Source organism: Blastococcus sp. CT_GayMR19 (assembly GCF_004570385.1).
GTDB lineage: Bacteria > Actinomycetota > Actinomycetes > Mycobacteriales > Geodermatophilaceae > Blastococcus_B.
The window spans coordinates 17,977-40,136 of record NZ_SPQL01000019.1 but is presented as its reverse complement, the minus strand read 5'-3'; the positions used below and the strand labels follow the sequence as shown (position 1 = coordinate 40,136).

The 22,160-nt window shown below is 72.9% G+C and carries 27 protein-coding genes; 4 read left to right on the top strand and 23 right to left on the bottom strand.

The annotated features are described in order from the left end of the window. Window positions 1-30 precede the first annotated feature (30 nt). Both E4P39_RS19915 and E4P39_RS19910 read left to right on the top strand, forming a co-directional pair. Window positions 31-798: a UDP-galactose-lipid carrier transferase gene (locus tag E4P39_RS19915; protein WP_135138328.1), complete on the top strand. Its 768-nt coding sequence runs from the start codon at window positions 31-33 to the stop codon at window positions 796-798. A gap of 13 nt (window positions 799-811) precedes the next feature. Continuing rightward, window positions 812-1,903: a DUF952 domain-containing protein gene (locus tag E4P39_RS19910; protein WP_135138327.1), complete on the top strand. Its 1,092-nt coding sequence runs from the start codon at window positions 812-814 to the stop codon at window positions 1,901-1,903. Between the two features lie 4 nt (window positions 1,904-1,907). Here E4P39_RS19910 and E4P39_RS19905 read toward each other — a convergent pair whose 3' ends face one another. The 5 genes from E4P39_RS19905 to rpsB all read right to left on the bottom strand — a co-directional run bounded on the left by E4P39_RS19905 (window position 1,908) and on the right by rpsB (window position 6,380). Continuing rightward, a complete protein-coding gene (locus E4P39_RS19905; protein WP_245159978.1) occupies window positions 1,908-2,891 on the bottom strand; it encodes a phosphatidate cytidylyltransferase in 984 nt (327 codons plus the stop codon). Window positions 2,892-3,019: 128 nt separating this feature from the next. Continuing rightward, a complete protein-coding gene (frr, locus tag E4P39_RS19900) occupies window positions 3,020-3,577 on the bottom strand; it encodes a ribosome recycling factor (protein WP_135138325.1) in 558 nt (185 codons plus the stop codon). 59 nt (window positions 3,578-3,636) lie between these two features. Beyond that, the gene (gene pyrH / locus E4P39_RS19895) at window positions 3,637-4,386 is read right to left on the bottom strand and encodes a UMP kinase (protein ID WP_135138350.1); all 750 of its coding nucleotides are present in this window, start codon (window positions 4,384-4,386) and stop codon (window positions 3,637-3,639) included. A 123-nt stretch (window positions 4,387-4,509) separates the two neighbouring features. After that, a complete protein-coding gene (tsf, locus tag E4P39_RS19890; protein ID WP_135138324.1) occupies window positions 4,510-5,325 on the bottom strand; it encodes a translation elongation factor Ts in 816 nt (271 codons plus the stop codon). A gap of 89 nt (window positions 5,326-5,414) precedes the next feature. Then, complete coding sequence (rpsB, locus tag E4P39_RS19885; protein WP_135138323.1) at window positions 5,415-6,380, bottom strand: 30S ribosomal protein S2; 966 nt, start codon at window positions 6,378-6,380, stop codon at window positions 5,415-5,417. 298 nt (window positions 6,381-6,678) lie between these two features. On the opposite strand from rpsB, the gene E4P39_RS19880 reads away from it, so the two are divergent. Continuing rightward, entirely contained in the window at window positions 6,679-7,185 is a 507-nt protein-coding gene (locus E4P39_RS19880; protein ID WP_209306636.1) for a M23 family metallopeptidase, read from the top strand. Window positions 7,186-7,275: 90 nt separating this feature from the next. Here E4P39_RS19880 and E4P39_RS19875 read toward each other — a convergent pair whose 3' ends face one another. The 7 genes from E4P39_RS19875 to E4P39_RS19845 all read right to left on the bottom strand — a co-directional run bounded on the left by E4P39_RS19875 (window position 7,276) and on the right by E4P39_RS19845 (window position 13,604). After that, window positions 7,276-7,890 (bottom strand): class I SAM-dependent methyltransferase, encoded by a 615-nt coding sequence (locus E4P39_RS19875; protein ID WP_135138321.1) that lies wholly within the window; start codon window positions 7,888-7,890, stop codon window positions 7,276-7,278. Window positions 7,891-7,978: 88 nt separating this feature from the next. Next, window positions 7,979-8,779, bottom strand: coding sequence for an RNA polymerase sigma factor WhiG (gene whiG / locus E4P39_RS19870; RefSeq protein ID WP_245159977.1), 801 nt, complete (start codon window positions 8,777-8,779; stop codon window positions 7,979-7,981). Window positions 8,780-8,881: 102 nt separating this feature from the next. Further along, complete coding sequence (locus E4P39_RS19865) at window positions 8,882-9,817, bottom strand: tyrosine recombinase XerC (protein ID WP_135138319.1); 936 nt, start codon at window positions 9,815-9,817, stop codon at window positions 8,882-8,884. Window positions 9,818-9,943: 126 nt separating this feature from the next. Beyond that, window positions 9,944-10,414 (bottom strand): hypothetical protein, encoded by a 471-nt coding sequence (locus E4P39_RS19860; protein WP_135138318.1) that lies wholly within the window; start codon window positions 10,412-10,414, stop codon window positions 9,944-9,946. 60 nt (window positions 10,415-10,474) lie between these two features. Continuing rightward, window positions 10,475-11,731, bottom strand: a complete 1,257-nt coding sequence (dprA, locus tag E4P39_RS19855) for a DNA-processing protein DprA (RefSeq protein ID WP_135138317.1) — start codon at window positions 11,729-11,731, stop codon at window positions 10,475-10,477. After that, on the bottom strand, window positions 11,728-13,248 hold the full coding sequence (locus tag E4P39_RS19850) for a YifB family Mg chelatase-like AAA ATPase (protein WP_135138316.1): 1,521 nt from the start codon (window positions 13,246-13,248) through the stop codon (window positions 11,728-11,730). Before E4P39_RS19850 ends, dprA begins: the two co-directional genes overlap by 4 nt. After that, the gene (locus E4P39_RS19845; RefSeq protein ID WP_135138315.1) at window positions 13,245-13,604 is read right to left on the bottom strand and encodes a YraN family protein; all 360 of its coding nucleotides are present in this window, start codon (window positions 13,602-13,604) and stop codon (window positions 13,245-13,247) included. The genes E4P39_RS19850 and E4P39_RS19845 overlap by 4 nt, the downstream gene beginning before the upstream one ends. A gap of 109 nt (window positions 13,605-13,713) precedes the next feature. On the opposite strand from E4P39_RS19845, the gene E4P39_RS19840 reads away from it, so the two are divergent. Further along, window positions 13,714-13,947, top strand: a complete 234-nt coding sequence (locus tag E4P39_RS19840; RefSeq protein ID WP_135138314.1) for a hypothetical protein — start codon at window positions 13,714-13,716, stop codon at window positions 13,945-13,947. On the opposite strand, the gene E4P39_RS19835 is transcribed toward E4P39_RS19840, so the two are convergent. The 11 genes from E4P39_RS19835 to E4P39_RS19785 all read right to left on the bottom strand — a co-directional run bounded on the left by E4P39_RS19835 (window position 13,948) and on the right by E4P39_RS19785 (window position 22,081). Continuing rightward, window positions 13,948-14,268 carry a DUF2469 domain-containing protein gene (locus tag E4P39_RS19835; protein WP_089336022.1) on the bottom strand — a complete coding sequence of 107 codons (321 nt, stop codon included), beginning with the start codon at window positions 14,266-14,268 and terminating at the stop codon, window positions 13,948-13,950. After that, window positions 14,265-15,020 carry a ribonuclease HII gene (locus E4P39_RS19830; RefSeq protein ID WP_135138313.1) on the bottom strand — a complete coding sequence of 252 codons (756 nt, stop codon included), beginning with the start codon at window positions 15,018-15,020 and terminating at the stop codon, window positions 14,265-14,267. The genes E4P39_RS19835 and E4P39_RS19830 overlap by 4 nt, the downstream gene beginning before the upstream one ends. Window positions 15,021-15,152: 132 nt before the next feature. Then, window positions 15,153-15,887, bottom strand: coding sequence for a response regulator transcription factor (locus E4P39_RS19825; RefSeq protein WP_135138312.1), 735 nt, complete (start codon window positions 15,885-15,887; stop codon window positions 15,153-15,155). Window positions 15,888-16,124: 237 nt separating this feature from the next. After that, window positions 16,125-16,970 (bottom strand): signal peptidase I, encoded by an 846-nt coding sequence (lepB, locus tag E4P39_RS19820; RefSeq protein WP_245159976.1) that lies wholly within the window; start codon window positions 16,968-16,970, stop codon window positions 16,125-16,127. A gap of 145 nt (window positions 16,971-17,115) precedes the next feature. Next, entirely contained in the window at window positions 17,116-17,472 is a 357-nt protein-coding gene (gene rplS, locus E4P39_RS19815) for a 50S ribosomal protein L19 (protein ID WP_135138310.1), read from the bottom strand. Between the two features lie 140 nt (window positions 17,473-17,612). Continuing rightward, entirely contained in the window at window positions 17,613-18,113 is a 501-nt protein-coding gene (locus tag E4P39_RS19810) for an NUDIX domain-containing protein (RefSeq protein ID WP_135138309.1), read from the bottom strand. Then, window positions 18,106-18,843, bottom strand: a complete 738-nt coding sequence (trmD, locus tag E4P39_RS19805; RefSeq protein WP_135138308.1) for a tRNA (guanosine(37)-N1)-methyltransferase TrmD — start codon at window positions 18,841-18,843, stop codon at window positions 18,106-18,108. Before trmD ends, E4P39_RS19810 begins: the two co-directional genes overlap by 8 nt. After that, window positions 18,840-19,379 (bottom strand): ribosome maturation factor RimM, encoded by a 540-nt coding sequence (rimM, locus tag E4P39_RS19800; protein ID WP_167761991.1) that lies wholly within the window; start codon window positions 19,377-19,379, stop codon window positions 18,840-18,842. The genes trmD and rimM overlap by 4 nt, the downstream gene beginning before the upstream one ends. 8 nt (window positions 19,380-19,387) lie before the next feature. Beyond that, on the bottom strand, window positions 19,388-19,624 hold the full coding sequence (locus E4P39_RS19795) for an RNA-binding protein (protein WP_135138306.1): 237 nt from the start codon (window positions 19,622-19,624) through the stop codon (window positions 19,388-19,390). 3 nt (window positions 19,625-19,627) lie between these two features. Next, window positions 19,628-20,155 carry a 30S ribosomal protein S16 gene (gene rpsP, locus E4P39_RS19790; protein ID WP_135138305.1) on the bottom strand — a complete coding sequence of 176 codons (528 nt, stop codon included), beginning with the start codon at window positions 20,153-20,155 and terminating at the stop codon, window positions 19,628-19,630. 168 nt (window positions 20,156-20,323) lie between these two features. Beyond that, entirely contained in the window at window positions 20,324-22,081 is a 1,758-nt protein-coding gene (locus E4P39_RS19785; protein ID WP_245159975.1) for a proline--tRNA ligase, read from the bottom strand. Window positions 22,082-22,160 lie beyond the last annotated feature (79 nt).

Sequence of the window (22,160 nt, the reverse complement as noted above, 5' to 3'; positions counted from 1 at the left end):
CGGCGCGGCCGGGAGCGCCAGGCTCTGACCATGAGCCGGCTCAGCGAGGTCGACCTCGGCGTCCGCCTGTCCAAGTCCGAGGGCAAGAAGCAGCTCCAGGCCGCGCAGGAGCGGCTGGTCCACCTGCGCCTCCTGCTCGGCGGACAGATCGGGCCGGGAGAGCTCGGGCCGCCGCTGTGCGTGCTGTTCGAGGGCTGGGACGCCTCGGGCAAGGGCGGCGCGATCACCCGCCTCGTGAGCGAGCTCGACCCCCGGCACGTCCGGGTGGCCCAGTTCGCCGCACCCACGTTCGACGAGAAGCGGCACCACTTCCTGTGGCGGTTCTGGCCGGTGCTGCCCGGGTGGGGCGGCATGGCCGTGCTCGACCGCACCTGGTACGGCCGGGTGCTGGTCGAGCGCGTCGAGGGCTTCGCCTCCGAGGAGGCCTGGCGGCGGGCCTACGGCGAGATCGTCGACCTCGAGACCACCCTCGCCGCCGAGGGCACGATCCTGGTCAAGTTCTGGATGCACGTGTCGCCGGAGGAGCAGCTGCGCCGCTTCGAGTCCCGCCGGGACGACCCCTACAAGGCGTGGAAGCTCACCGACGAGGACTGGCGCAACCGGGAGAAGCGACCGGAGTACGAGGCGGCCGTGGAGGAGATGCTCGAGCGGACCGACACCGACGTCGCGCCGTGGCACGTCGTCGCCGGCGACGACAAGCGCTGGGCGCGGGTGGACGTGGTCCGCACCGTCTGCGAGGCGATCGAGTCGGCGCTGAAGGCCCGCGGCCTCGACCCCGACCCGCCGCTGTCCACCTGACGCGGAGAGCCCCCTGTTCGTCCACCTCATCGAGCCGGCCGCCTGGCGGGCCGCCCTTCCCGAGGGAGCGGTGCGGCCGCCGTCCCTGGCCGCCGAGGGCTTCGTGCACCTGTCGACGCCGGAGCAGGTCCACGTCCCCGCGCAGGCGCTCTTCCCGGGGCGGCGCGACCTGGTCCTGCTCGTCGTCGACCCGGCCCGGCTGACCGACCCGGTGCGGCTGGAACCGGGCCGGCCGCCGCACCCGGACGGCCTGCTCTTCCCGCATCTGTACGGGCCGCTGCCGACCGCCGCGGTGATCGCCGTCGTCCCCTACCGGCCGCCCGCTCCCCTCCGGCTGCCCATCCCCGGCGACCCGCTCGGCCGCGCGCTCGCCTACCTCACGTCACTGCCCCTGCGACGGGCCGTCGGCGTGGGCGACGTGCCGGGCGGGGTCGCGGTGCTCGACCCGGACGTCGCCTCCTCCCGGGACAACAACCGGCTCCTCCTCTCCGACCCGGTGGACGCCGACAGCATCGAGGCGTCCGCCGCCGAGGTCGGCGGCAACGCGGGCTGGCCGCACCAGGCGGCGACCCTGCTGTGGCCCGGCGCCGGCCCGGTCGCGGCCGAGCTCGGCCGGCGCGGATGGGACGTCGGCGAGGTGCTGCTGATGGCGCGGTCCACCGCGGCCCTCCCGGGCGGCGATCGTGCCGAGGTCGTCCCGCAGCGCGAGGTGCACGACCTGTGGGAGCGGTCCTGGCGCCGGTCCCTGGCCGGCACCCGGGACCTGGACCGCGTCGTGGCTTCCCTCGTCGGGCGGGAGCACCTCAACGACCGGGTCGTGGCGGTGTCCGACGTCGTGGTGCGGGACGCGGGGCGGGTGGTCGCCGCGGGGCAGCTCCGGGTGGACGGCGCGACGGCCGCCGTCGACTCCGTGCTGACCGATCCCGCCGCGCGGCGCCGGGGGTTCGGGGCCGCCGTCCTCGCCAGAGCCCTGGACCTCGCCGCGGCGGCCGGTTGCGACCTCGTCGTCCTCGAGGCGGCGGCCGGCGACTGGCCGCGGCACTGGTACGCCCGGCGCGGGTTCGAGACGGTCGGTTCGGTGTGGGAGGCGAGCCGGGAGGCCTGACCCCTCAGGCAGGGGCGAACAGCGACAGCAGCAGGTAGGCCACCGCGGCCGAGGGCAGCAGCGAGTCCATCCGGTCCATCAGCCCGCCGTGGCCGGGGAGCAGATCCCCCATGTCCTTGATCCCGAGGTCGCGCTTGATCAGCGACTCCCCCAGATCGCCGATCGTCGCCGTCACCGCGATCGCGGCGCCGAAGATCAGCCCGCCCCACCAGGGTCCGCCCAGCATCAGGCCGATCAGCAGGACGCCGGCCAGCATGCAGGCGGAGACCGAGCCGGCCATGCCCTCCCAGGACTTCTTCGGGCTGATCGAGGGCGCCATGCGGTGCTTCCCGAAGAGGACGCCGGCGGCGAACCCCCCGACGTCGCTGCACACGACCGTCACGATGAAGGCGACCACCCGGGCCGCACCGTCGTCGGGCACCAGCATCAGGGCGGCGAAACCGGCCAGCAGTGGCACGTAGAGGGCGACCAGCACGCCGGCGGCGGCGTCGCGCAGGTAGCCGACCGGCCCCTCCGCCAGGCGCCACAGCATGACCGCCAGCACCGTGATGAGGAACCCGGCGACCAGCCCGGTGGGACCTCGGCTCCAGGCCAGACCGATCATCACCGGTCCCCCGGCGAGAACGGGCACCAGCGGTGGGCGGAAGCGGCCCTTCCGCAGGGCCCGCACCAGCTCGATGGTGGCCACCACGACGGCCGCCGTCAGGACCAGCAGGAACGCCGGCCGCCACACCAGCAGGGACAGCAGGATGACCGCGCCCAGGGCGAGCGCCACCCCGATGGCGGCGCCGAGGTCGCGGCCGGACCGTCCGGGCTTCTTGCCGACCGGCTGCTCCGTGGTCGGCAGCCCGGTCAGTTCGACGGGGGCCAGCGTGGCCCCCGCCGGCAGCACCTCGGTCGGGCGGGAGGCGGCCGCGGAGGGCGGGGCCGGCCGACCGACGACCGGGATCGGGCCGGTGTCGTGGGGCCGCCACGGAGCGGGGCTCACCGGCGCAGCGGGACCGGGCTGGTCCGCGAGCTGCGCGCCCACGCGCGGCAGCGGCTCGGTCCCCGGATCGGAGGGGCCCGGGCGGCCAGGGAGCGGAGGCGGAGTCATGGGCGGGCGGGCCGTCGCGGTCAGACCTCGAGCAGCTCGCTCTCCTTGTTCTTCATCGCGTCGTCGATGGCGTGCACGTGCTGGGAGGTGAGCTCGTCGAGCTCCTTCTCCGCGCGGCGGACGTCGTCCTCACCGGACTCGCCGTCCTTCACCAGGCGGTCGAGCTCCTCCTTGGCACGGCGGCGGATGTTCCGGATCGCCACCTTGGCGTCCTCGCCCTTGGCCCGCGCCATCTTCACCAGGTCGCGGCGCCGCTCCTCGGTGAGCTGCGGGAAGTTGACGCGCAGGACCTGGCCGTCGTTGGTCGGGTTCACGCCCAGGTCGCTGTCGCGGACGGCCTTCTCGATGGCCGCGAGCTGGCTGGTGTCGTAGGGCTTGATGACCGCCATCCGCGCCTCGGGCACGGTGATGGAGGCCATCTGCGGCACGGGCGTCGGAGCGCCGTAGTAGTCGACCATGATCTTGCTGAACATGGACGGCGCCGCCCGGCCGGTGCGGACCGAACCGAGGTCCTCGCGCGCGACCGACAGCGCCTTGTCCATCCGCTCCTCGGCATCGAGCAGGGTGTCGTCGATCACGGGTGTCTCCTCCTGGGCGGGAGCAACCCCCGCCGTCGTCCTCGTCCGGTGACTCGCCGTCAGGCCGGCTGGCTGATCAACGTCCCGATCTTCTCACCTGCGACGGCACGGGCGATGTTGCCGTCGCGCAGCAGGTTGAACACGACGATCGGCATCGCGTTGTCCATGCACAGGCTGATCGCCGTGGCGTCGGCGACCTTGAGCTGCTTGGCGAGCACGGTGCCGTAGTCCAGGTCGTCGTACATGACCGCGTCGGGGTTGATCCTCGGGTCGTCGTCGTAGACGCCGTCGACACCGTTCTTGCCCATGAGGATCACCTGGCACTCGATCTCCAGGGCCCGCTGGGCGGCGGTCGTGTCGGTCGAGAAGTACGGCATGCCGGCCCCTGCCCCGAAGATGACCAGCCGGCCCTTCTCCAGGTGCCGGATGGCACGGAGCGGGATGTAGGGCTCGGCCACCTGGCCCATAGTGATCGCCGTCTGCACCCGGGTCTGGACCCCGGCCTTCTCGCAGAAGTCCTGCAGGGCCAGGCAGTTCATCACCGTGCCGAGCATGCCCATGTAGTCGGCCTTGGTGCGGTCCATGCCGGCCTGGGACAGCTCGGCGCCCCGGAAGAAGTTGCCGCCCCCCATGACCACGGCGACCTGCACACCCTTGGCGACCACCTCGGCCAGCTGCTCGGCGATGCCGCGCACGATCACGGGGTCGACGCCGACCTTGCCGCCGCCGAAGGTCTCGCCGGAGAGCTTCAGCAGCACGCGCTGGTAGCCGCTGCCGTCGGCCGGCTGGAAGGCGGTGGGGGCGGACAGCGGTGGGGTGGTGTCGGTCAACGCGTCATCCCTCGCTCGGAGTCAGTGGCTCGAATCCTGCCGCATGGACGAACGGCCCCGCTCCCGGGAGGGGAGCGGGGCCGAACGTGTCCGTGCTGTGCCTCAGGCCTGGCCGACCTCGAAGCGGGCGAAGCGCTCGACGGTGACGCCGGCCTCGTCCACGATCTGCTTGACCGAGCGCTTGGGGTCGGTGATCGACGGCTGCTCGAGCAGGACGAAGTCCTTGTAGTAGGCGTTGACCCGGCCCTCGACGATCTTCACGATCGCCTGCTCGGGCTTGCCCTCCTCCTTGGCCGTCTGCTCGGCGACGCGGCGCTCGGTCTCGACCGTCTCGGCCGGGACCTCGTCGCGGCTGAGGAAGCGGGGACGCGCGGCGGCGATGTGCATCGCCAGGCTGCGCGCGGCCTCCTCGGTGCCCCCTGAGTACTGCACCGCGACACCGATCGCCGGGGGCAGGTCGGTGGCCCGCTTGTGCAGGTACGTGGCGGTGGTGCCCTCGAAGGCGGCGAACCGGCTCAGGACCAGCTTCTCGCCGATGCGGGCGGACTCGCCCTCGACGAGCGCGGCCACGGTCTGGCCCTCGACCTCGGTGGCCAGCAGGGCCTGCGCGTCGGCCGGCCGGGTCTGCAGCGCGATGTCGAGCAGGCGCTCGGCGAGCTTGCCGAAGTCGGCGTTCTTGGCGACGAAGTCGGTCTCGCAGTCGAGCTCGAGCAGCGCGCCGTCCTTGCTGACGACGATGCCGTTGGTCGTGGAGCGCTCGAGGCGCTTGCCGACGTCCTTGGCGCCCTTGACGCGCAGGAACTCGACGGCCTTGTCGAAGTCGCCGTCGGCCTCGGTCAGGGCCTTCTTGCAGTCCATCATGCCGGCGCCGGTGGCGTCGCGGAGACGCTTGACGTCGGCTGCGGTGAACTCAGCCATGTCACTTCCTCTGTGGTCTGGGGTGGTGCTGGTGTGCGGTGCGGGCATGCCGCGGCGCCGTCCCCGGGAACGGGGACGGCGCCGGACCGTCAGCCGTTCTGGGCGCCCTGGGTGCCGGTGCTCGTGTCGCCGGTGGCGGGGACGCCCGCGGTCGGGGCGACCTCGTTCGCGGTGACCGTGGGCGGCTCGGCCGGGGTCTCCGGCAGCGGGGTGGCCTCGTCCTGAGCCGTGGCGGCCGTGGCCGCCGCGGCTGCGCCGGCTTCCTGGCCACCGGTCAGGAGCTCGCGCTCCCAGTCGGCGAGCGGCTCGTCGCCACCGATGACCTTCTCGCCGCCGTCCTCGTCGCGACCGGCGTTGGCCTGCGCGGCGGAACGGGCCATGAGGCCCTCGGCGACGGCGTCGGCGATCACGCGGGTGAGGACGGCGATGCTGCGGATCGCGTCGTCGTTGCCCGGGATCTTGTAGTCGACCTCGTCGGGGTCGCAGTTGGTGTCCAGGATCGCGACGACCGGGATGTTCAGCTTCCGCGCCTCGCCGACGGCGATGTGCTCCTTCTTGGTGTCCACGATCCAGATGGCGCTGGGCACCTTCTGCATGTCGCGGATACCGCCGAGGCTGCGCTCGAGCTTGGCCTTCTCGCGGCTGAGGACCAGCTGCTCCTTCTTGGAGAGGCTGACCAGTGCGCCGGTCTGCTCGAGGTCCTCGAGCTCCTTGAGCCGCTGGAGCCTCTTGTGCACGGTCTGGAAGTTGGTGAGCATGCCGCCCAGCCAGCGCTGGTTCACGTACGGCATGCCGACGCGGGTGGCCTGCTCGGCGACGACTTCCTGCGCCTGACGCTTGGTGCCGACGAACAGGATCGAGCCGCCGTGGGCGACCGTCTGCTTGACGAACTCGTAGGCGTTGTCGATGTACCCGAGCGTCTGCTGCAGGTCGATGATGTAGATGCCGTTGCGCTCGGTGAAGATGAAGCGCTTCATCTTCGGGTTCCAGCGACGGGTCTGATGCCCGAAGTGGACGCCGCTGTCGAGCAGCTGCTTCATGCTGACGACTGCCATGGTCGCCTTTCTCTGTGCGCGCGGCCGGTGGCCGCGCTTCTCGGTTGTCGCGGGCACCGGGTGGTGCGCCGCCCTGGCGTCCAGCGGCGCCACACCCCCGGCGGTTGCCCGCTGGGACCGAGGTGGCGACTGCCCCGCCTGAGCCGGCGGGAGGAGGACGCGCGAAGTCGACCCGTCGGGACGGGCCGCACCGGACAGCATACGCGAGGACGCAGGGTGGGTTTCCCCAGCGTTCCGGCCCCTCCACAGATGCGGCGGCCGGCGCTCGCAGCGTCCCGGCCGGGCCGACGATCCCTCCGTGCGACATCGCCCCGCAGCCCTGCTGATCCTGCTCACCTGCGTGGTGGCCCCGTCGGCCGCGACCGCTGCTCCCGAGCGCCCGCTCCCGCCGGTGGCCCTGTGGACGGTCCCGCTCGACGGGCCGCTCGCGGTCGGCCGGCCGTTCGAGCCGCCGCCGCACGCGTACGGCCCCGGCCACCGGGGAGTGGACCTCGCGGGCTCCGCGGGCGCCCCGGTCCTCGCCGCCGGCGACGGGGTGGTCGTCTTCGCCGGGATGGTGGCCGGCCGGCCGGTGGTGAGCATCGACCACGCGAACGGCCTGCGGACGACGTACGAGCCGGTCGCCCCGTCGGTGGGGGCGGGTCAGGCGGTGGCGCGGGGCTCTCCCATCGGCATCCTGGCCACCGGTCATGCCGGGTGTGCGGCCGCGGCCTGCCTGCACTGGGGCGTGCGTCGCGGGGACACCTATCTGGATCCGTTGCTGCTGCTCCGGCCTCCGGGGATCCGGCTGCTGCCGCTGGGATGAGCGGTCCCATGGACGGCGCGGTCCCGCTCGCCCGGCGGGCCGATGGGCAGTCGCCGCCTCGGCTCGTTCACGAGGTGGCCGGGCTCCGTGTCATCCAGCTCGTGCTGGATCGACCGGTGCCCGCCGGAGGCGGAAGGACAGGAATTCCGGAACCGCGTCCCCGCCTCGTTCCGTCACGGCGTCGACGGGCGCGGCCGGATGCAGGGCAGCGGACAGCAGGAGCTCCAGCGGGAGGTGGTGGACGCCGACCCGGCTGCGGACCGCGTTCCCCGTGTGCGGCGTGCGCTCCCGCCAGCCGCCGACCCGGTACCCCGGGTGGATGCGCACCCCGTCGGCCAACCGCTCGGCGACGGGGCTCACCAAGCAGGGGTGGACTCCCACGTGGACGAAGCAGCCACCGGGAGCCAGCAGGGGGACCGCCTCGCCGACGAGGGTGCCGAAGCCATCGATGTCGGTGTGCGTCAGCACGGAGAACACCAGGGAGGCGACGCCGTCGCGCAGGGGGACGGCTCGCGCGTCGGCTCTGAGCACGGCGACGCGCGAGCGGGCGAGACGCGCCTGGTCCGCGCTGACATCGAGACCGAGCACGTCGTAGCCGCGGCGCCGAACGGTGTCGGCATGCAGGCCGGTCCCGCACCCGAGGTCGACGGCGAGTCCCCGTCCGTTGGGGATCAGCTCGGCGAGGGCCGCCTGCGCCGCGGCCATCGCTCTGGCGCCGTCGGTCTGCGCCCACGCGTCCTACCAGTCGGCACCGTCGTAGCGGGCGCCCGCCGGCTCCGTGCCGGTCACGGTCTCAGGCGATGTCGGCGAGCTTGGTGCGCAGGTGGAGCACGGCCTTGGTGTGCATCTGGCAGATGCGGCTCTCGGTCACGCCGAGCACACGGCCGATGTCGGCCAGGGTCAGGCCCTCGAAGTAGTAGAGGCTGACCACGACCTTCTCCCGCTCCGGCAGCTGCTCGACGGCGCGCGCCAGGAGCTGGCGGGCCTCGCCGTGCTCGGCCATCGCCTGCGGATCGAGGGCGCTGGAGTCCTGGAGCGTGTCGCCCAGTCGCGGCGATCCGCCGTCGTCGTCGGTCAGGAGCTCGTCCAGGGCGACGACGTTGACCAGGGACAGCTGGCCGAGGAACTTCCGGACGTCCTCGACCTCCATCTCCATGACCTCGGCGACCTCCTCCTCGGTCGGGGTGCGCTGGAACTTCGCTTCGAGGTCGGCGACCGCCCGCTCGAACTGACGGGCCTTCATGCGGACCGACCGCGGGATCCAGTCGGTGTTGCGCAGCTCGTCGATGATGGCGCCGCGGATGCGCGCCATCGCGTAGCTCTCGAACTTGACCTCGCGGGTGGGCTCGAACCGGGTGATCGCGTCGATCAGCCCGAAGGTGCCGTAGGAGACGAGGTCTGCCTGCTCGACGTGCGCGGGGAGACCGCTGCCGACGCGGCCGGCGACGTACTTGACCAGCGGCGCGTAGTGCAGGATCAGCCGGTCGCGCAGCGCGGAGTCCCGGCCGGCGACGTAGTCGTTCCAGAGCGCGGCCAGCAGGGCGTCGGTGTCCTCACCGACCTCGTCGAGATCGTCGATGGTGGCCTCAGACACGGGCGCGCTCCTCGGTGCTGGTGCTCGGTCCTGCGGGACGGTCCTGCGGTGGTCCTGCCCGGTCATGGCTTCCGCCGATCCTGCCACCACCCGGACGGCCGTTCAGGCCCGGGGATGAGCCTGGGCGTGGACCGCACGGAGCCGCTCGACCGTCACGTGGGTGTAGATCTGGGTTGTTGCGAGGCTAGCGTGGCCGAGCAGCTCCTGGACGGAGCGCAGGTCGGCGCCGCCCTCGAGCACGTGGGTCGCCGCCGAGTGCCGCAGCCCGTGCGGGCCGATGTCCGGGGCGCCCGGGACCCCGGCGGTGGCCGCGTGGACGATCCGGCGTGCCTCGCGGGGATCGAGCCGGCGCCCACGGGCACCCAGCAGCAGGGCGGGACCGGAATCGGCGGACGCCAGGGCGGGGCGGCCACGGGTCAGCCAGGCGTCGACGGCGCGCTCGGCCGGGACGCCGTAGGGCACGCTCCGCTCCTTGCGGCCCTTTCCGAGCACGCGCAGCAATCGACGGCCCCGGTCCACGTCGTCGACGTCGAGGCCGACCAGCTCGCTGACCCGGATGCCGCTGGCGTACAGCAGCTCGAGGACCACCGAGTCCCGCAGCCCGACCGGTTCCTCCGCGCCGGCCACGGCGTCGACGACCGCGCGGGCCTGCTCCGGGGCGAGGACGCCGGGGAGGATGCGGTGCGCCTTCGGGCTCACCAGGCGTTGCCCGACGTCCTGCGGGGTCAGGCCGGCGCGGCGCAGCCACGCGGTGAAGGACCGGGCCGATGCGGCATGGCGGGCGGTCGTGGCGCGGCTGTGCCCCCGTGTGCGTCCCTGGGCCAGCCAGCTGCGCAGCGCCGCCAGATCGAGGTCGTGCGCCTGCTCGCCGCCCCGCCGCGTCAGGTGGTCGAGGAGCCCCACGGCGTCGGCCACGTAGCCGCGCACGGTGTGCTCGGACAGGTCCCGCTGGCTCCGCAGGTGGTCCTCGTAGCCGGCGAGGGCCTCGGCGAGCGCCGGCGGCAGCGCGGCGCGCACGTCTGCTGTCCCGGCGGTCATCCCCGAACCGTCCGATGCCGGCTCCGGGGCGTCAAGGCGCCGCGCCGGTCCGGTGGCCCAGTCAGCACAGGGTGCGCGCCAGTCGGTCGACTGCCCGGACATGACCGTCGCCGTCGCGAGTAGTTGCTACTTCCGCTTCCGCGCCTCTACAGAATCGCGGCTTGCGACGATCACGTCATCGACGAGTGTCTCCGTCGCTGCACGCCGCTGTCGCCAGGCTTCACGCTCCCATTGGCTGGACCTGGCATCGTCCAACAACTCGATCAGGTAGCGATCCAAAGCCCTCGCAGCAGAAACGACAAGGTTGGGCTCAGCGACGCGCACAGCGGCCAAGGCGGTATTCATCCGATCGGCTGTCTCGTCGGCCTCCGCCTCGACATCCGCCTTGTCGCTCTCGGATGCGCGCGCAAGTTTGGACACGGCAAGTGAGACGGCGTGCGTTGCGCCGAGGAACGCCCCCAGCCGCGCGATCGACGCGGCGTCCATTTCCCGGATCAGTTGCAGTTCGTGCTGCCGTCGGGCGACGAGCAACGCGGTCCCGGCGGCGACGAACGTCGTCAGGGCGGCCGTGATGAGGGCGACGATCGCCGGGTCCATATGGCGCAGGCTATCCATGTTCAGCCCTATGACGGCTCTCGCCCATGACATTCCGGTGGCTCAACCTCCGCGAGTCACCGCCTCTCGAGGGGGCGGGGCCAGCCGCCAGCCGGTGCCGGTCCACTGCACGAGATCAGCCAGTTCCAGGGCCGGGAGGACGCGCAGCACCTCCAGCACGTCGCAGCCCGCGACCGCCGCCAGCCGCTCGGGACCGACCCCCGTGCGCACCGGGCAGGCATCCAGGACCCGGCTCGCGAGGTCGGACAACCCGTCCCGTGGGCCTGTGGGACGGTCCGGCGGTGCGGCGAGATCGACGCCGATGCCGCCCACCGCCTCGATCACGTGCTCTACCGAGGCCACCAGCGTCGCCTGGATATCGGGATCGCGGAGCAGCTCGTGGCAGCCGACCGACATCGCCGAGGTCACCGGCCCCGGAACGACCAGCACCTCCCGCCCCAGCCGCCGGGCCCGCTTCGCCGTCGCCTGGGCACCCGAGCGGGCCGCGGCCTCCACGACCACGGTGCCGCGCGTCAGGGCGGCGATCAGCCGGTTGCGAACGAGGAAGCGGTGCCGGAGCGGTGCGCACCCGGGCGGCCATTCGCTGACCAGCAGGCCGGTCTCGGCGATGCGGGCGAACAGAGCGCCGTGCGCAGCCGGATAGGGCCGGTCGACGCCGCAGGCGAGGACGGCCAGCGTCGGCGCCTCGGCGGCCATCGCGCCGCGGTGGGCGGCCGCGTCGATGCCGAACGCCCCGCCGGAGACCACCGTCCAGCCGCGCTCCCCCAGCCGGTGACCGAGCTCGGCCGCGACGTGCTCCCCGTACGCGGTCGACGCTCGCGAGCCGACGATGGCGACCGAGCGCTCGACGAGCTCGTCGAGACGGGCCGAACCGCGCGCCCAGAGCGCCACCGGGGGGACCGGCGCGGTCGTCCGGTCGGACTGATACCGGGGGTCGTCGGGCTCGCCGCTCACGGCGACCGTCAGGGCGTGGAGCGGCAGGGCCGGCCACTCGTCGTCCTCCGGCACGATCAGGCGCGCCCCGCACTGCTCGGCGCGCCGCAGGTCCGCCAAGGTCTCGTCCTGCCCGGCCCGGGCGCCCACCAGCGTGCGGATCCGCTCCGGCGCCCTTCCGCCGCGCAGCTGCTGTGCGGCCGCGACGGGACCCACTGCGTCCACGAACCGCCAGAAGTCGACGGTCCCGGGTTCGGCCACCCGGCTGAGCCACGCCCGGGCCCGCCGCAGCGCCGGGTGCACCTCCCCCGTGGGCAGCCGTCCGCCCGTTCCGGCCGCGGCCTCCAGATCCTCGTCCAGCGTCATGCCGCGACCCGCTGCAGGCGCATGCCGAGCGCCTCGGCCACCTCGTCGGGACCGGGCACCGGCCGGCCCGCCAGGTCCGCCAGGGTCCACGCGACCCGGGTGACCCGGTCGAAGCCGCGCACCGAGAGGGCACCCCGCTCCAGCGCCCGCTCGGCGAGCGCCAGCGACGACCGGGGCACCGACCACCGGCTCCGCAGCAGCCGGCCGGGCACCTGGCTGTTCACCGTCAGACCGGTCCCGGCGAGCCGCTCCGCCGCGGCCGCGCGGGCCGCGGCCACGCGCCGGGCCACGGTCGCCGTGGTCTCCGGGTCCCCGTACCCGTCCAGCCAGGCCGCCCGGGTCACCGGCGGCAGGTCCACCCGCAGGTCGATGCGGTCGAGCAGCGGCCCGGACAGGCGCGACCGGTACCGCCGCCGCTCCAGCGCACTGCAGGTGCACGCCGCGTCGCCCGCGGCCGTGGCGCACGGACACGGGTTGGCGGCGAGCACGAGCTGCGCGCGGCACGGGAAGGTGGCCGCCCCGGCCGCGCGGTGGATGGTGACGCTGCCGCGTTCCAGCGGCTGGCGGAGGGTGTCGAGAACGGCTCGCGGGAACTCGGGCGCCTCGTCCAGGAAAAGCACCCCGCGGTGCGCGCGGCAGAGGGCGCCCGGCCGGATCTGCCCCGAGCCCCCGCCGATGAGCGCGGCCATCGTCGCCGAGTGGTGCGGCGACTCGTAGGGCGGCCGGGCCACCAGCGGCGCTTCGGGTGGGAGCGTGCCGGCCACCGAATGGATCGCCGTCACCTCCAGCGCCGCCTGTTCGTCGAGCGGTGGCAGGAGGCCGGGCAGCCGCTCCGCCAGCATCGTCTTGCCCGCCCCGGGTGGGCCGGCGAGGAACAGGTGGTGGCCGCCCGCGGCGGCGACCTCGACCGCCCGCCGCCCCGCGGCCTGACCGACGACGTCACCGAGGTCGGGCACCGCCGGTGGCTCGGGCAGCGCCCCGCGGACGTGCCGGGGCAGAGCCACCCGACCGGCCAGGTGGGCGACGACCTGCGCGAGCGTGTCTGCGGCAAGGACCTCCACGCTCTCGACCAGCGCGGCCTCCTCCGCGTTGGCTGCCGGGACGACCACCTGCGGATGACCCGCCCGGGCCGCGGCCAGCACCGCCGGGAGGACGCCGCGGATGCCGCGCACCGAGCCGTCGAGACCGAGTTCGCCGAGGAGCACGAGCCGGTCGACCGCCTCCGTCGGAACGGCGCCGCTCGCCGCGAGGATCCCCGCCGCCAGCGCCAGGTCGAAGCCGCTCCCCTGCTTCGGCATCGCCGCCGGCGAGAGCCCGATGGTGATGCGGCGCAGTGGAAAGCTGCCGCCCGCATTGACGACGGCTGCGCGAACCCGGTCCACCGACTGGCGCACCACCGCGTCCGGGAGTCCGACGAGCACCACCTGCGGCACACCGGCGGCCATGTCGACCTCGACCTCCACCATGGCGCCGTGCACCCCGGCCAGGCCCACCGACCAGGTGCGGGCGAGCGTCACGAGAACGCCGCCCGCAGATGGGTGACCAGCGCCGGCCGCGACGGCCGCACGAGGACGCCGACGACGTCGAACCGCAGGTCCGGGGCGTGCTCGTCATGGGCATCGAGCCACCGCTGGGCCAGGACGCGCAGGCGACGCTGCTTGACCCGCGTCACCGCCTCGACGGGGTAGCCGTAGCCGGTGCCCCGCCGCGTCTTCACCTCGCAGAAGACGAGCGCCCTGCCCTCCCGGGCGACGATGTCCAGCTCTCCCTCGCGGCAGCGCCAGTTCCGGTCGAGCACGCGAAGGCCGGCGTCGGTGAGGTAGGCGGCGGCGATGTGTTCGCCGCGCGCCCCGAGTTCGCTGGTGGAGAGCACCCGTCGACCGTCGCCGTCCCCGCGAGTCGGGAGAAGGGCTCAGGCGGAGCTGTGGACGGGAGACCCGCCTGTGGACGGCGTGGACCACCCGCCCGGTTACCGTCGCGCCATGTACGTCGAGACAGTGGTGCAGATCAACGACCGGGACACCTACCAGGCCACAGTCCGGCTGCGGTCCGCCGTCGTCTCGAACCGGCCGCCCGTGGACGCGTTCGTCCGCTTCTCGCCCGCCGGCTGGCTGACGATGAAGCCCCTCGCCGGCGGTCCGGTCTCCGTCGTCTCCGCCGCCGAGGTCTTCGACGTCACGAACCTGGAGCGAGTCCAGGCCTACGACGGCGAGTGACTACGGCAGGCGGGGGTTGTCGGGCAGCTCGAGGTCGGGCTTGTCCAGCTCCTCGACGTTGACGTCCTTGAACGTCAGCACCCGCACATTGCGGACGAAGCGCGCCGGCCGGTACATGTCCCAGACCCAGGCGTCGGACAGCTTCAACTCGAAGTAGACCTCGCCGCCGGCCTCGCGCACCTGGAGGTCGACGGAGTTGGCGAGGTAGAAGCGCCGCTCGGTCTCCACGACGTAGGTGAACTGGCGGACGATGTCCCGGTACTCGCGATAGAGCTGCAGCTCCATCTCGGTCTCGTACTTCTCGAGGTCCTCGGTGCTCATCGACGCTGCTCCGCAGGGGAACCGGAAGGGACCATGTCCCCATCATCGACCATGCCGACCGGCGCGGTGACCTGGAACCCCCTGGCGGCGTGCGCGTCCCGGGCGCTGCGCACGTTGACGAAGCGCATCCGGTGCTCCGGACACGGCCCGTGCCGCTCCAGCGCCGCGCTGTGGACGTCGGTGATGTAGCCCTTGTGCCCGGCGAAGTCGTACTCCGGGAAGCGCTCGTGCAGCTCCAGCATCATCCGGTCGCGGGTCACCTTCGCCAGCACCGAGGCCGCCGCGACGCAGGCCGCCACCCGGTCGCCCTTCCAGACGGCGAGCCCGGGCCGTGCCAGCCCGGGCACCGGGAAGCCGTCGGTGAGCACGTAGTCCGGCCCGGGGTCCAGGCTGAGGACGGCCCGACGCAGCGCCTCGATGTTGGTGACGTGCATGCCCCGGGCGTCGAGGTCGGGAACCGGGATGGTGACGACCGACCAGGCGAGCGCCCGGTCGACGACCTCCGCGTAGACGCGCTCGCGGGCGGCGGGGGTGAGCAGCTTGGAGTCGGCGAGTCCGGGCACCCGGCCGCGCTTCCCCGCCGGCAGCACGCAGGCGGCCGCGACGAGCGGGCCCGCACAGGCGCCGCGCCCCGCCTCGTCGGCGCCGGCCACGATGGCGAAGCCCCGGCGGCGGAGCGAGCGCTCCATGTCCCAGAGGGCGTCGGGGCGGTCGTCGGCGGCTCGGGTGTGCACAGCGGATCGGAAGGCCATCGCAGAACGACCCTACGACGGGCGGGACCGAGGGCGGGAGCGGGACACCACCCGACATCGCCTACCCGCGACGCGGAACGGGCCGGCCCTCCGAGGAGGACCGGCCCGTCGTACGCCGGAGTGCGGAGCCGATCAGATCTCGGCGGTACCCATCTCGGACTCGGCGATCTCGGCGCTACCGAGGTCCGCCGAGCCGCCGGCGTGCCCGCACGTGCACCCGGGCTGACGGTTGGACAGCACGAGGGAGACCGCGTGGGCCCGGTCGCGGGCACCCAGCTTGCGCAGGATGGCCTTCACGTGGGACTTGACGGTGTCCTCGCTGATGAACAGGTTGCGGCCGATCGCACGGTTGGACTGGCCCTGGAGGAGCTCGTCCAGCACGTCGGACTCCCGCCGCGTGAGCGGGATCTCCGGCGTGAACGGCTTCGCGGCCGGCACGTCGGAGGGCTCGACCCGGCGGATCTGCGGGTCGACGACGGTCCGGCCGGCCCGGGCGGCCAGGATGGCCCAGCCGAGCAGCGTCGGAGACGTGTTGATCATGAGGTAGCCACGGACACCCGCGGCGAGCGCCTCGTTCACGACGGCCGGGTCCTCGGACGAGGCCAGCGCGACGATCGCGACACGGGGGAAGCGGCGCCGCAGGTCACGGCAGGCGTTGAGGGTCGCGGCGCGGCCGGTGCCGAGCTCGACCACGACGGCGTCGGGGCGGGCCGACTCGACCAGCGTGAGGGCGCGGCGCAGTTCGCCGGGCGTACCCACCGACTGCATGCCGGCGGTCTCGTTGATCATGCCGACCAGACCGCGACGCAGGACGGGCGCGTCAGCGAGGAGGAGCACGCGGGTGACCCCGCGGGCGGTGCTCGCCATAGGTGCAGACACAACTGACTCCGTTTCGACTCCGGTGAACTTGCAATGTCTCCATCGGAAGGGTGAAACGGTTGCTTGAATACTTTCCGTACATTTTTCTGATTGCTATCCCGCGATAGCAATAGGCCCGTTGGACGGCCTCACCGGTAACAGCGAAACGGTCGGGCGTCGCCAATGGCTGCGAATGCGCCGCATCAGGCGCGCGGTGCGGACCGCAAAAGGGCGGGAGAGAGTTGCTCAGTCGCCGCTGCGGGCGCGCGAACGGCGCCAGGCGACGAACGGGACGGCCCCGGCCAGACCCACCGCGTAGGGCGCGACCGTCGCACCTGCGGACGCGGTCTCGGTGCCCTGGATGTCGGGTGAGTCGAGCATCCCGAAGCGGCTGACCGGCCAGACGATCATCGCGGCCTTGCCGATGACGTCGTCGACCCCGATGGTGCCGGAGTACTGGTCACCCATGTGCACCTTGGAGTCCGCCGAGGCCGACCGGTGGTCACCCATGACCCACAGCCGGCCGTCGTCCACCGTGACCGGCCCGAAGGCCCGCTGGTCGATCGGGGAGTCCTCGAAGATGTAGGGCTCCTCCAGGGGCTGACCGTCGACCGTGACCCGGCCCTCGGGATCGCAGCACTGCACCGTCTGGCCGCCGACGGCGATCACGCGCTTGACGAAGTCGTCCTCGCTGGGCGGCGCGACACCGACCGTGCGGCCGAGCCACAGCAGCGCGCCGCCGAGCCAGTTGCTGGGCTCGGTGACGGTCACCTCGGGGGTCCACGTGTCGGGGCCCTTGAAGACCACGATGTCGCCGGGCTCCGGTTCACCGAACCAGTAGGGCACCTTGTTGACGAGGACGCGGTCACCCGTGCAGCCGGTGCAGCCGTGCAGGGTCTGCTCCATCGACCCCGAGGGGATGAAGAATGCCTGCACGAAGAACGTCTTGACGATCAGCGCGAGGACGAACGCGACGAGCAGCAGCACCGGCAGCTCGCGGAGCAGGGAGCCCTTCTTCGCCTCGGCCCGCTGACGGGCGCGTCGGGAGGCTCGGCCGTTCCCCTCGGCCGGCGTCCCCTCGGCCGGCGTCATCCCGGGCTCTCCCGACGACGAAGATCCGGGATCCCCGGGAACGACATCGGCGGGCCCTCCATGCCGTTCGCTGCTCATCAGGAAGCAGCGTACGGCGCGAAGGACCCGCCGGGTCGCCGGTGGGCCGGAACGGCCCTCAGGCGTGTCAGCGCGAGATGATGTCGCGCTTCTCCTTGATCTTGGCGGCCTTGCCGCGGAGCTCGCGCAGGTAGTACAGCTTGGCGCGGCGGACGTCGCCGCGGGTGACGACCTCGATCTTCTCGACGACCGGGGTGTGCACCGGGAAGGTGCGCTCGACGCCCACGCCGAAGCTCACCTTGCGCACGGTGAAGGTCTCGCGGATGCCGCCGCCCTGACGGCGGATGACGACGCCCTGGAAGACCTGGATGCGCGAGCGGTTGCCCTCGACCACGCGGACGTGGACCTTGACGGTGTCCCCGGGACGGAAGTCGGGGATGTCGTCGCGCAACGAGTCGGCGTCGAGTGCGTCCAGGGTGTTCATCTCGGCAGTCCTCATGTTCTGGCTCAGGTCTAGGCGGGCGGAGCTCGTTCGGTGCAGACAGCGGAAAGCCCGGCCGTCCGAATCAATGGCTGCGGCTCCTCGTCGGAGCTTCTGCAGCAGCTCTCTACTGTGCCACATGTTCAGGACACGACGCGCGGGGCCCCTGTCCACGGGCCGGCGAGCAGCTCCTGCAGGGCCGCCGCGACGTCGGCGGGCGCGAAGGTCTCGGTGCTCGACGCGATCTCGGCGACCGACCACCAGCGGTGCGGCTCCTCCCCCAGCAGCTCCAGCTCGGTGCGCCCACTGGCGTCGACCTCGTGGACGACGTCGCGCAGCACGAAGAACGTCTCCCGGGAGTCGTAGTCCTGACCGGCGAACGCACCGACGTGCCGGCGGAGCCAGACCGGCCCTTCCAGGTCCTCCTCGGCGACCACGAGCCCGATCTCCTCGGCCAGCTCCCGGACGGCCGCCGTGCGGAGCCTCTCGCCGCCCTCCACTCCCCCGCCGGGCGTGTACCAGAACAGGACGTCGCCGGGCGCGATCGCCGGGTCGGTCAGCCGGGCGCCCAGCAGCAGGATCCGCCCGTCCGGGTCCAGCACCACCACGCGCGCCGTCGGCCGGATGATCGGGCGGTCAGTCACGGTCGAGCAGGGCCCGCTCGGCGTCGGTCAGCGCGCCGTCGGGAAGCGCCGCCAGCAGGTCGGGACGGCGCTGCGCGGTGCGCCGCAGCGACTCCGCGCGACGCCAGCGGTCGATCGCGGCGTGGTCGCCGGAGAGCAGGACCGGAGGCACGTCGTGCCCGCGCCACGACGCCGGACGGGTGTAGGACGGGCCCTCGAGGAGGCCGTCGGCGTGCGAGTCGAACTCGACCGACTCGCGGTTGCCCACGACCCCGGGCAGCAGCCGGGTGACCGCCTCGACCATGACGAGGACGGCGGACTCCCCGCCGGCGAGCACGTAGTCGCCGATCGAGACCTCCGAGACCGGACCGGCATCGGCCGCCCAGTCGGCGACCCGCTGGTCGATGCCCTCGTAGCGGCCGCAGGCGAAGACGAGGCCGGGCTCGCCGGCCCACTGCGCGGCGAGCGCCTGCGTGAAGGGCTGCCCGGCCGGGGTCGGGACGACGAGCCGGGTTCCGGGCGGGCGCACCGCCTCCAGGGCGCGGGCCCAGGGCTCCGGCCGCATCACCATGCCCGGCCCGCCGCCGTAGGGGGCGTCGTCGACGGTGCGGTGGACGTCGTCGGTCCACTGCCGCAGATCGTGCACGCCGATGGTGACCAACCCACGCTCGGCGGCCTTGCCCAGCAGCGACTGACGCAACGGCGCCAGGTACTCCGGGAAGATGGTGACGACCTGGATGGCGAAGCTCACAGGTCGAGCAGCCCCTCCGGCGGGTCCACGACCAGGAAGCCACCCGCGAGATCGACGGTGGGGACGATCGCGGAGACGAACGGGATCAGCGCCTCGGCCGCGTCCGGACGGTCCACGACGAGCAGGTCCTGCGCTTCGTGCCGGATCGCGGTCACCTCGCCGACGACGGTGTCGTCGGGCAGCCGCACGGTCAGGCCGACCAGCTGGTGGTCGTAGAACGAGTCGGGGTCGTCGATCTCCGGGAGGTCCGCGACCGGGACGAGGCAGACGGTGTTGCGCAGCTCGTCGACCGCCTCGCGGGTGCCGTAGACCTCGCCGGCCGGGCTCGCCAGCTGCAGCAGCAGCGTCCCGCTGTGCCACCGCTTTTCCACGACGGTGAGGGGACCACGCTCCGGCGGATCGGTGAGCAGCACCGCTCCCGGGGCGAACCGGAGGTCGGGGTCGTCGGTGCGCACCTCGACGGTGGCAAGACCACGGACACCGTGGGGCCGGCCGATCCGGCCGACCACCACGGTGTCGAAGGGCTGTTCCGGCAAGCCTGCGCTCAGCGCCCGTCGGTGTCGACGACGTCGACCCGCAGGCCGCGTCCACCGACACCGCTCATGACCTGGCGCAGCGCCTTGGCGGTGCGCCCGCCACGGCCGATGACCTTGCCGAGATCGTCGGGGTGCACCCGGATCTCGAGGGTCTTGCCACGGCGGTTGGTGAGCAGGTCGACCGTCACGTCCTCGGGATGGTCGACGATGCCCTTGACCAGGTGCTCGAGCGCCTCTTCGAGCACGTCTTACTCGGCGGGCTTCTCGGCCGGGGCCTCGGCGGCCTCGGTGGCCAGAGCCTCGGTCGCCTCGGCCGGGGTCTCGGCGGCGGGGGTCTCGGCGGCGGCGGGAGCCTCGGCGGCCGGAGCCTCGGCAGCAGCGGCCTTCTTCGGCGCCGCCTTCTTCTTGGCCGTGGTCGCGTCGGCGGTCGGCTCGTCCATGCCGGAGCGGACGGCGGCCTCGTAGATAGCCTTCTTGTCCGGCTTGGGCTCGGCGACCCGCATGGGCGGCGGCGCGGCCTCGCCCTTGAACTTCTGCCAGTCACCGGTCACCCGGAAGATGGCGGCGACGGCCTCGGTCGGCTGGGCGCCGACGCCGAGCCAGTACTGCGCGCGCTCGGTGTCGACCTCGATGAAGGACGGGTCCTCCTTCGGGTGGTACTTGCCGATCGTCTCGATCGAGCGGCCGTCACGCTTGGTCCGGGCGTCGGCGACGACGATGCGGTAGTACGGCGCGCGCATCTTGCCCAGGCGCATGAGCTTGATCTTGGTGGCCACGGTGGGTGGTGTACTCCTCGAACGCTGGATCGGTTGCTCGCCGGGCGACGTGTGGGGTTACGCCGGGGCGGAGCCATGGACACGGCCGGAAACGGTGAGAGGGCCGCCACCGCCGTGTTCGACCAGCCATTGTGCCAGACGTCGCGGAAGGGTCGTCCGGCCGTCCGCTCAGCCCCGGGCGGCGGCCAGCACGAAGGTCGCCGCGTCGGCCACGGGCACCTCCTGGCGCTCGCCCGTCGCGCGGTCGCGCACCTCGATCGTGCCCTCGGCCAGACCCCGGCCGACGGTGACGATCGTCGGCATCCCGAGCAGCTCGGCGTCCTTGAACTTGACCCCGGGCGACACCTTCGGCCGGTCGTCGTAGAGGACGGTGAGCCCGGCCGCGACGAGCTCCGCCGACAGCGTCTCGGCCGCCTCGAAGATCGCCGGGTCCTTGCCCGTGGCCACGAGGTGGACGTCGGCCGGCGCGATCTCCCGTGGCCAGCAGAGCCCCAGCTCGTCGTGGGTCGACTCGGCGATCGCCGCGACCGCCCGCGAGACGCCCACGCCGTAGGAGCCCATGGTCACCGTGACGAGCTTGCCGTTCTCGTCCAGCACCTTCAGTTCGAGCGCCTCGGCGTACTTGCGGCCGAGCTGGAAGATGTGGCCCAGCTCCACGCCGCGGGCCAGCTCCAGGGGGCCGGAGCCGTCGGGCGCCGGGTCACCGGGCAGCACCTCGGCGGCCTCGATCACGCCGTCCCAGCTGAAGTCGCGACCGGCCACCAGGTCGAAGACGTGCCGGCCCTGCTCGTTCGCCCCGGTGATCCACCGGCTGCCGCGCACGACCCGGGGGTCGACGAGGTAGCGGATCTTCGACTCGCTCTCGCCGCCCAGCACCTGCGGGCCGATGTAGCCCTTCACCAGGGATGGGTGCTTGTCGAACTCGGTGAACGGCTCGACCTCGGCCGGCGCCACCTGCGCCTCCAGCCGCTTGGCGTCGATCTCGCGGTTGCCCGGGATGCCGATGACCAGCGGCTCGCGGCTGCCGTCGGGGTGCACCAGCGTGACGACGACGTTCTTCAGCGTCGACTCCGCGGTGTAGCCGGCGTCCGGGAACAGCTCCCGGGCGACCGCGACCAGCGTCTCGATCGTCGGCGTATCGGGCGTGTCCTCGACGTGCGCCTCGGGTAGCCCGTCGAACGGGACCGGGTCCGGGGCCACGGTGGTGACCGCCTCCACGTTCGCGGCATAGCCGCCGGCCGAGCGCACGAAGGTGTCCTCGCCGATCGGCGTCGGGTGCAGGAACTCCTCGCTCTTCGACCCGCCCATGGCGCCCGACATCGCCGAGACGATCGCGTACTCGAGGCCGAGCCGGTCGAAGATGCGGATGTAGGCGTCGCGGTGGGCGGCGTAGGAGCGCTCCAGGCCGGCGTCGTCGACGTCGAAGGAGTAGCTGTCCTTCATGGTGAACTCGCGGCCCCGCAGCAGCCCGGCCCGGGGCCGCGCCTCGTCCCGGAACTTGGTCTGGATCTGGTAGAGCGAGAGCGGCAGGTCCTTGTAGGACGAGTACAGGTCCTTCACGAGGAGGGTGAACATCTCCTCGTGGGTGGGGCCGAGCAGGTGGTCGACCCCGCGGCGGTCCTTCAGCCGGAACAGGTTGTCGCCGTACTCGGTCCAGCGGCCGGTCGCCTCGTAGGGCTCGCGCGGCAGCAGCGCGGGGAAGTGCACCTCCTGCGCGCCCATCGCGTCCATCTCCTCGCGGACGATGCGCTCGACGTTGCGGAAGACGCGGAAGCCCAGCGGCAGCCAGCTGAACCCACCGGGCGCGGCCCGGCGGATGTAGCCGGCCCGCACCAGCAGGCGGTGGCTGGGGACCTCGGCGTCGGCCGGGTCGTCACGGAGCGTGCGGAGAAAGAGCGTCGACATCCGAAGGAGCACGATGCCCATTGTCGGGCTACTGCCCGACACCGCGATCAGCGCCCCTCCCCCGGCTGCGACGAGCGTGTCCGCGCCCCCGCTCGGGGAG

Bases quoted from the DNA above. Each gene is read 5' to 3' on its own strand.
- E4P39_RS19915 (WP_135138328.1), top strand. From the start codon at position 31: ATGAGCCGGCTCAGCGAGGTCGACCTCGGCGTCCGCCTGTCCAAGTCC.
- tsf (WP_135138324.1), bottom strand. From the start codon at position 5,325: ATGGCTGAGTTCACCGCAGCCGACGTCAAGCGTCTCCGCGACGCCACC.
- rpsB (WP_135138323.1), bottom strand. From the start codon at position 6,380: ATGGCAGTCGTCAGCATGAAGCAGCTGCTCGACAGCGGCGTCCACTTC.
- E4P39_RS19875 (WP_135138321.1), bottom strand. From the start codon at position 7,890: ATGGCCGCGGCGCAGGCGGCCCTCGCCGAGCTGATCCCCAACGGACGG.
- E4P39_RS19865 (WP_135138319.1), bottom strand. From the start codon at position 9,817: ATGACCGCCGGGACAGCAGACGTGCGCGCCGCGCTGCCGCCGGCGCTC.
- E4P39_RS19860 (WP_135138318.1), bottom strand. From the start codon at position 10,414: ATGGACCCGGCGATCGTCGCCCTCATCACGGCCGCCCTGACGACGTTC.
- dprA (WP_135138317.1), bottom strand. From the start codon at position 11,731: ATGACGCTGGACGAGGATCTGGAGGCCGCGGCCGGAACGGGCGGACGG.
- E4P39_RS19840 (WP_135138314.1), top strand. From the start codon at position 13,714: ATGTACGTCGAGACAGTGGTGCAGATCAACGACCGGGACACCTACCAG.
- E4P39_RS19835 (WP_089336022.1), bottom strand. From the start codon at position 14,268: ATGAGCACCGAGGACCTCGAGAAGTACGAGACCGAGATGGAGCTGCAG.
- E4P39_RS19830 (WP_135138313.1), bottom strand. From the start codon at position 15,020: ATGGCCTTCCGATCCGCTGTGCACACCCGAGCCGCCGACGACCGCCCC.
- E4P39_RS19825 (WP_135138312.1), bottom strand. From the start codon at position 15,887: ATGGCGAGCACCGCCCGCGGGGTCACCCGCGTGCTCCTCCTCGCTGAC.
- lepB (WP_245159976.1), bottom strand. From the start codon at position 16,970: ATGACGCCGGCCGAGGGGACGCCGGCCGAGGGGAACGGCCGAGCCTCC.
- rplS (WP_135138310.1), bottom strand. From the start codon at position 17,472: ATGAACACCCTGGACGCACTCGACGCCGACTCGTTGCGCGACGACATC.
- E4P39_RS19785 (WP_245159975.1), bottom strand. From the start codon at position 22,081: ATGGGCATCGTGCTCCTTCGGATGTCGACGCTCTTTCTCCGCACGCTC.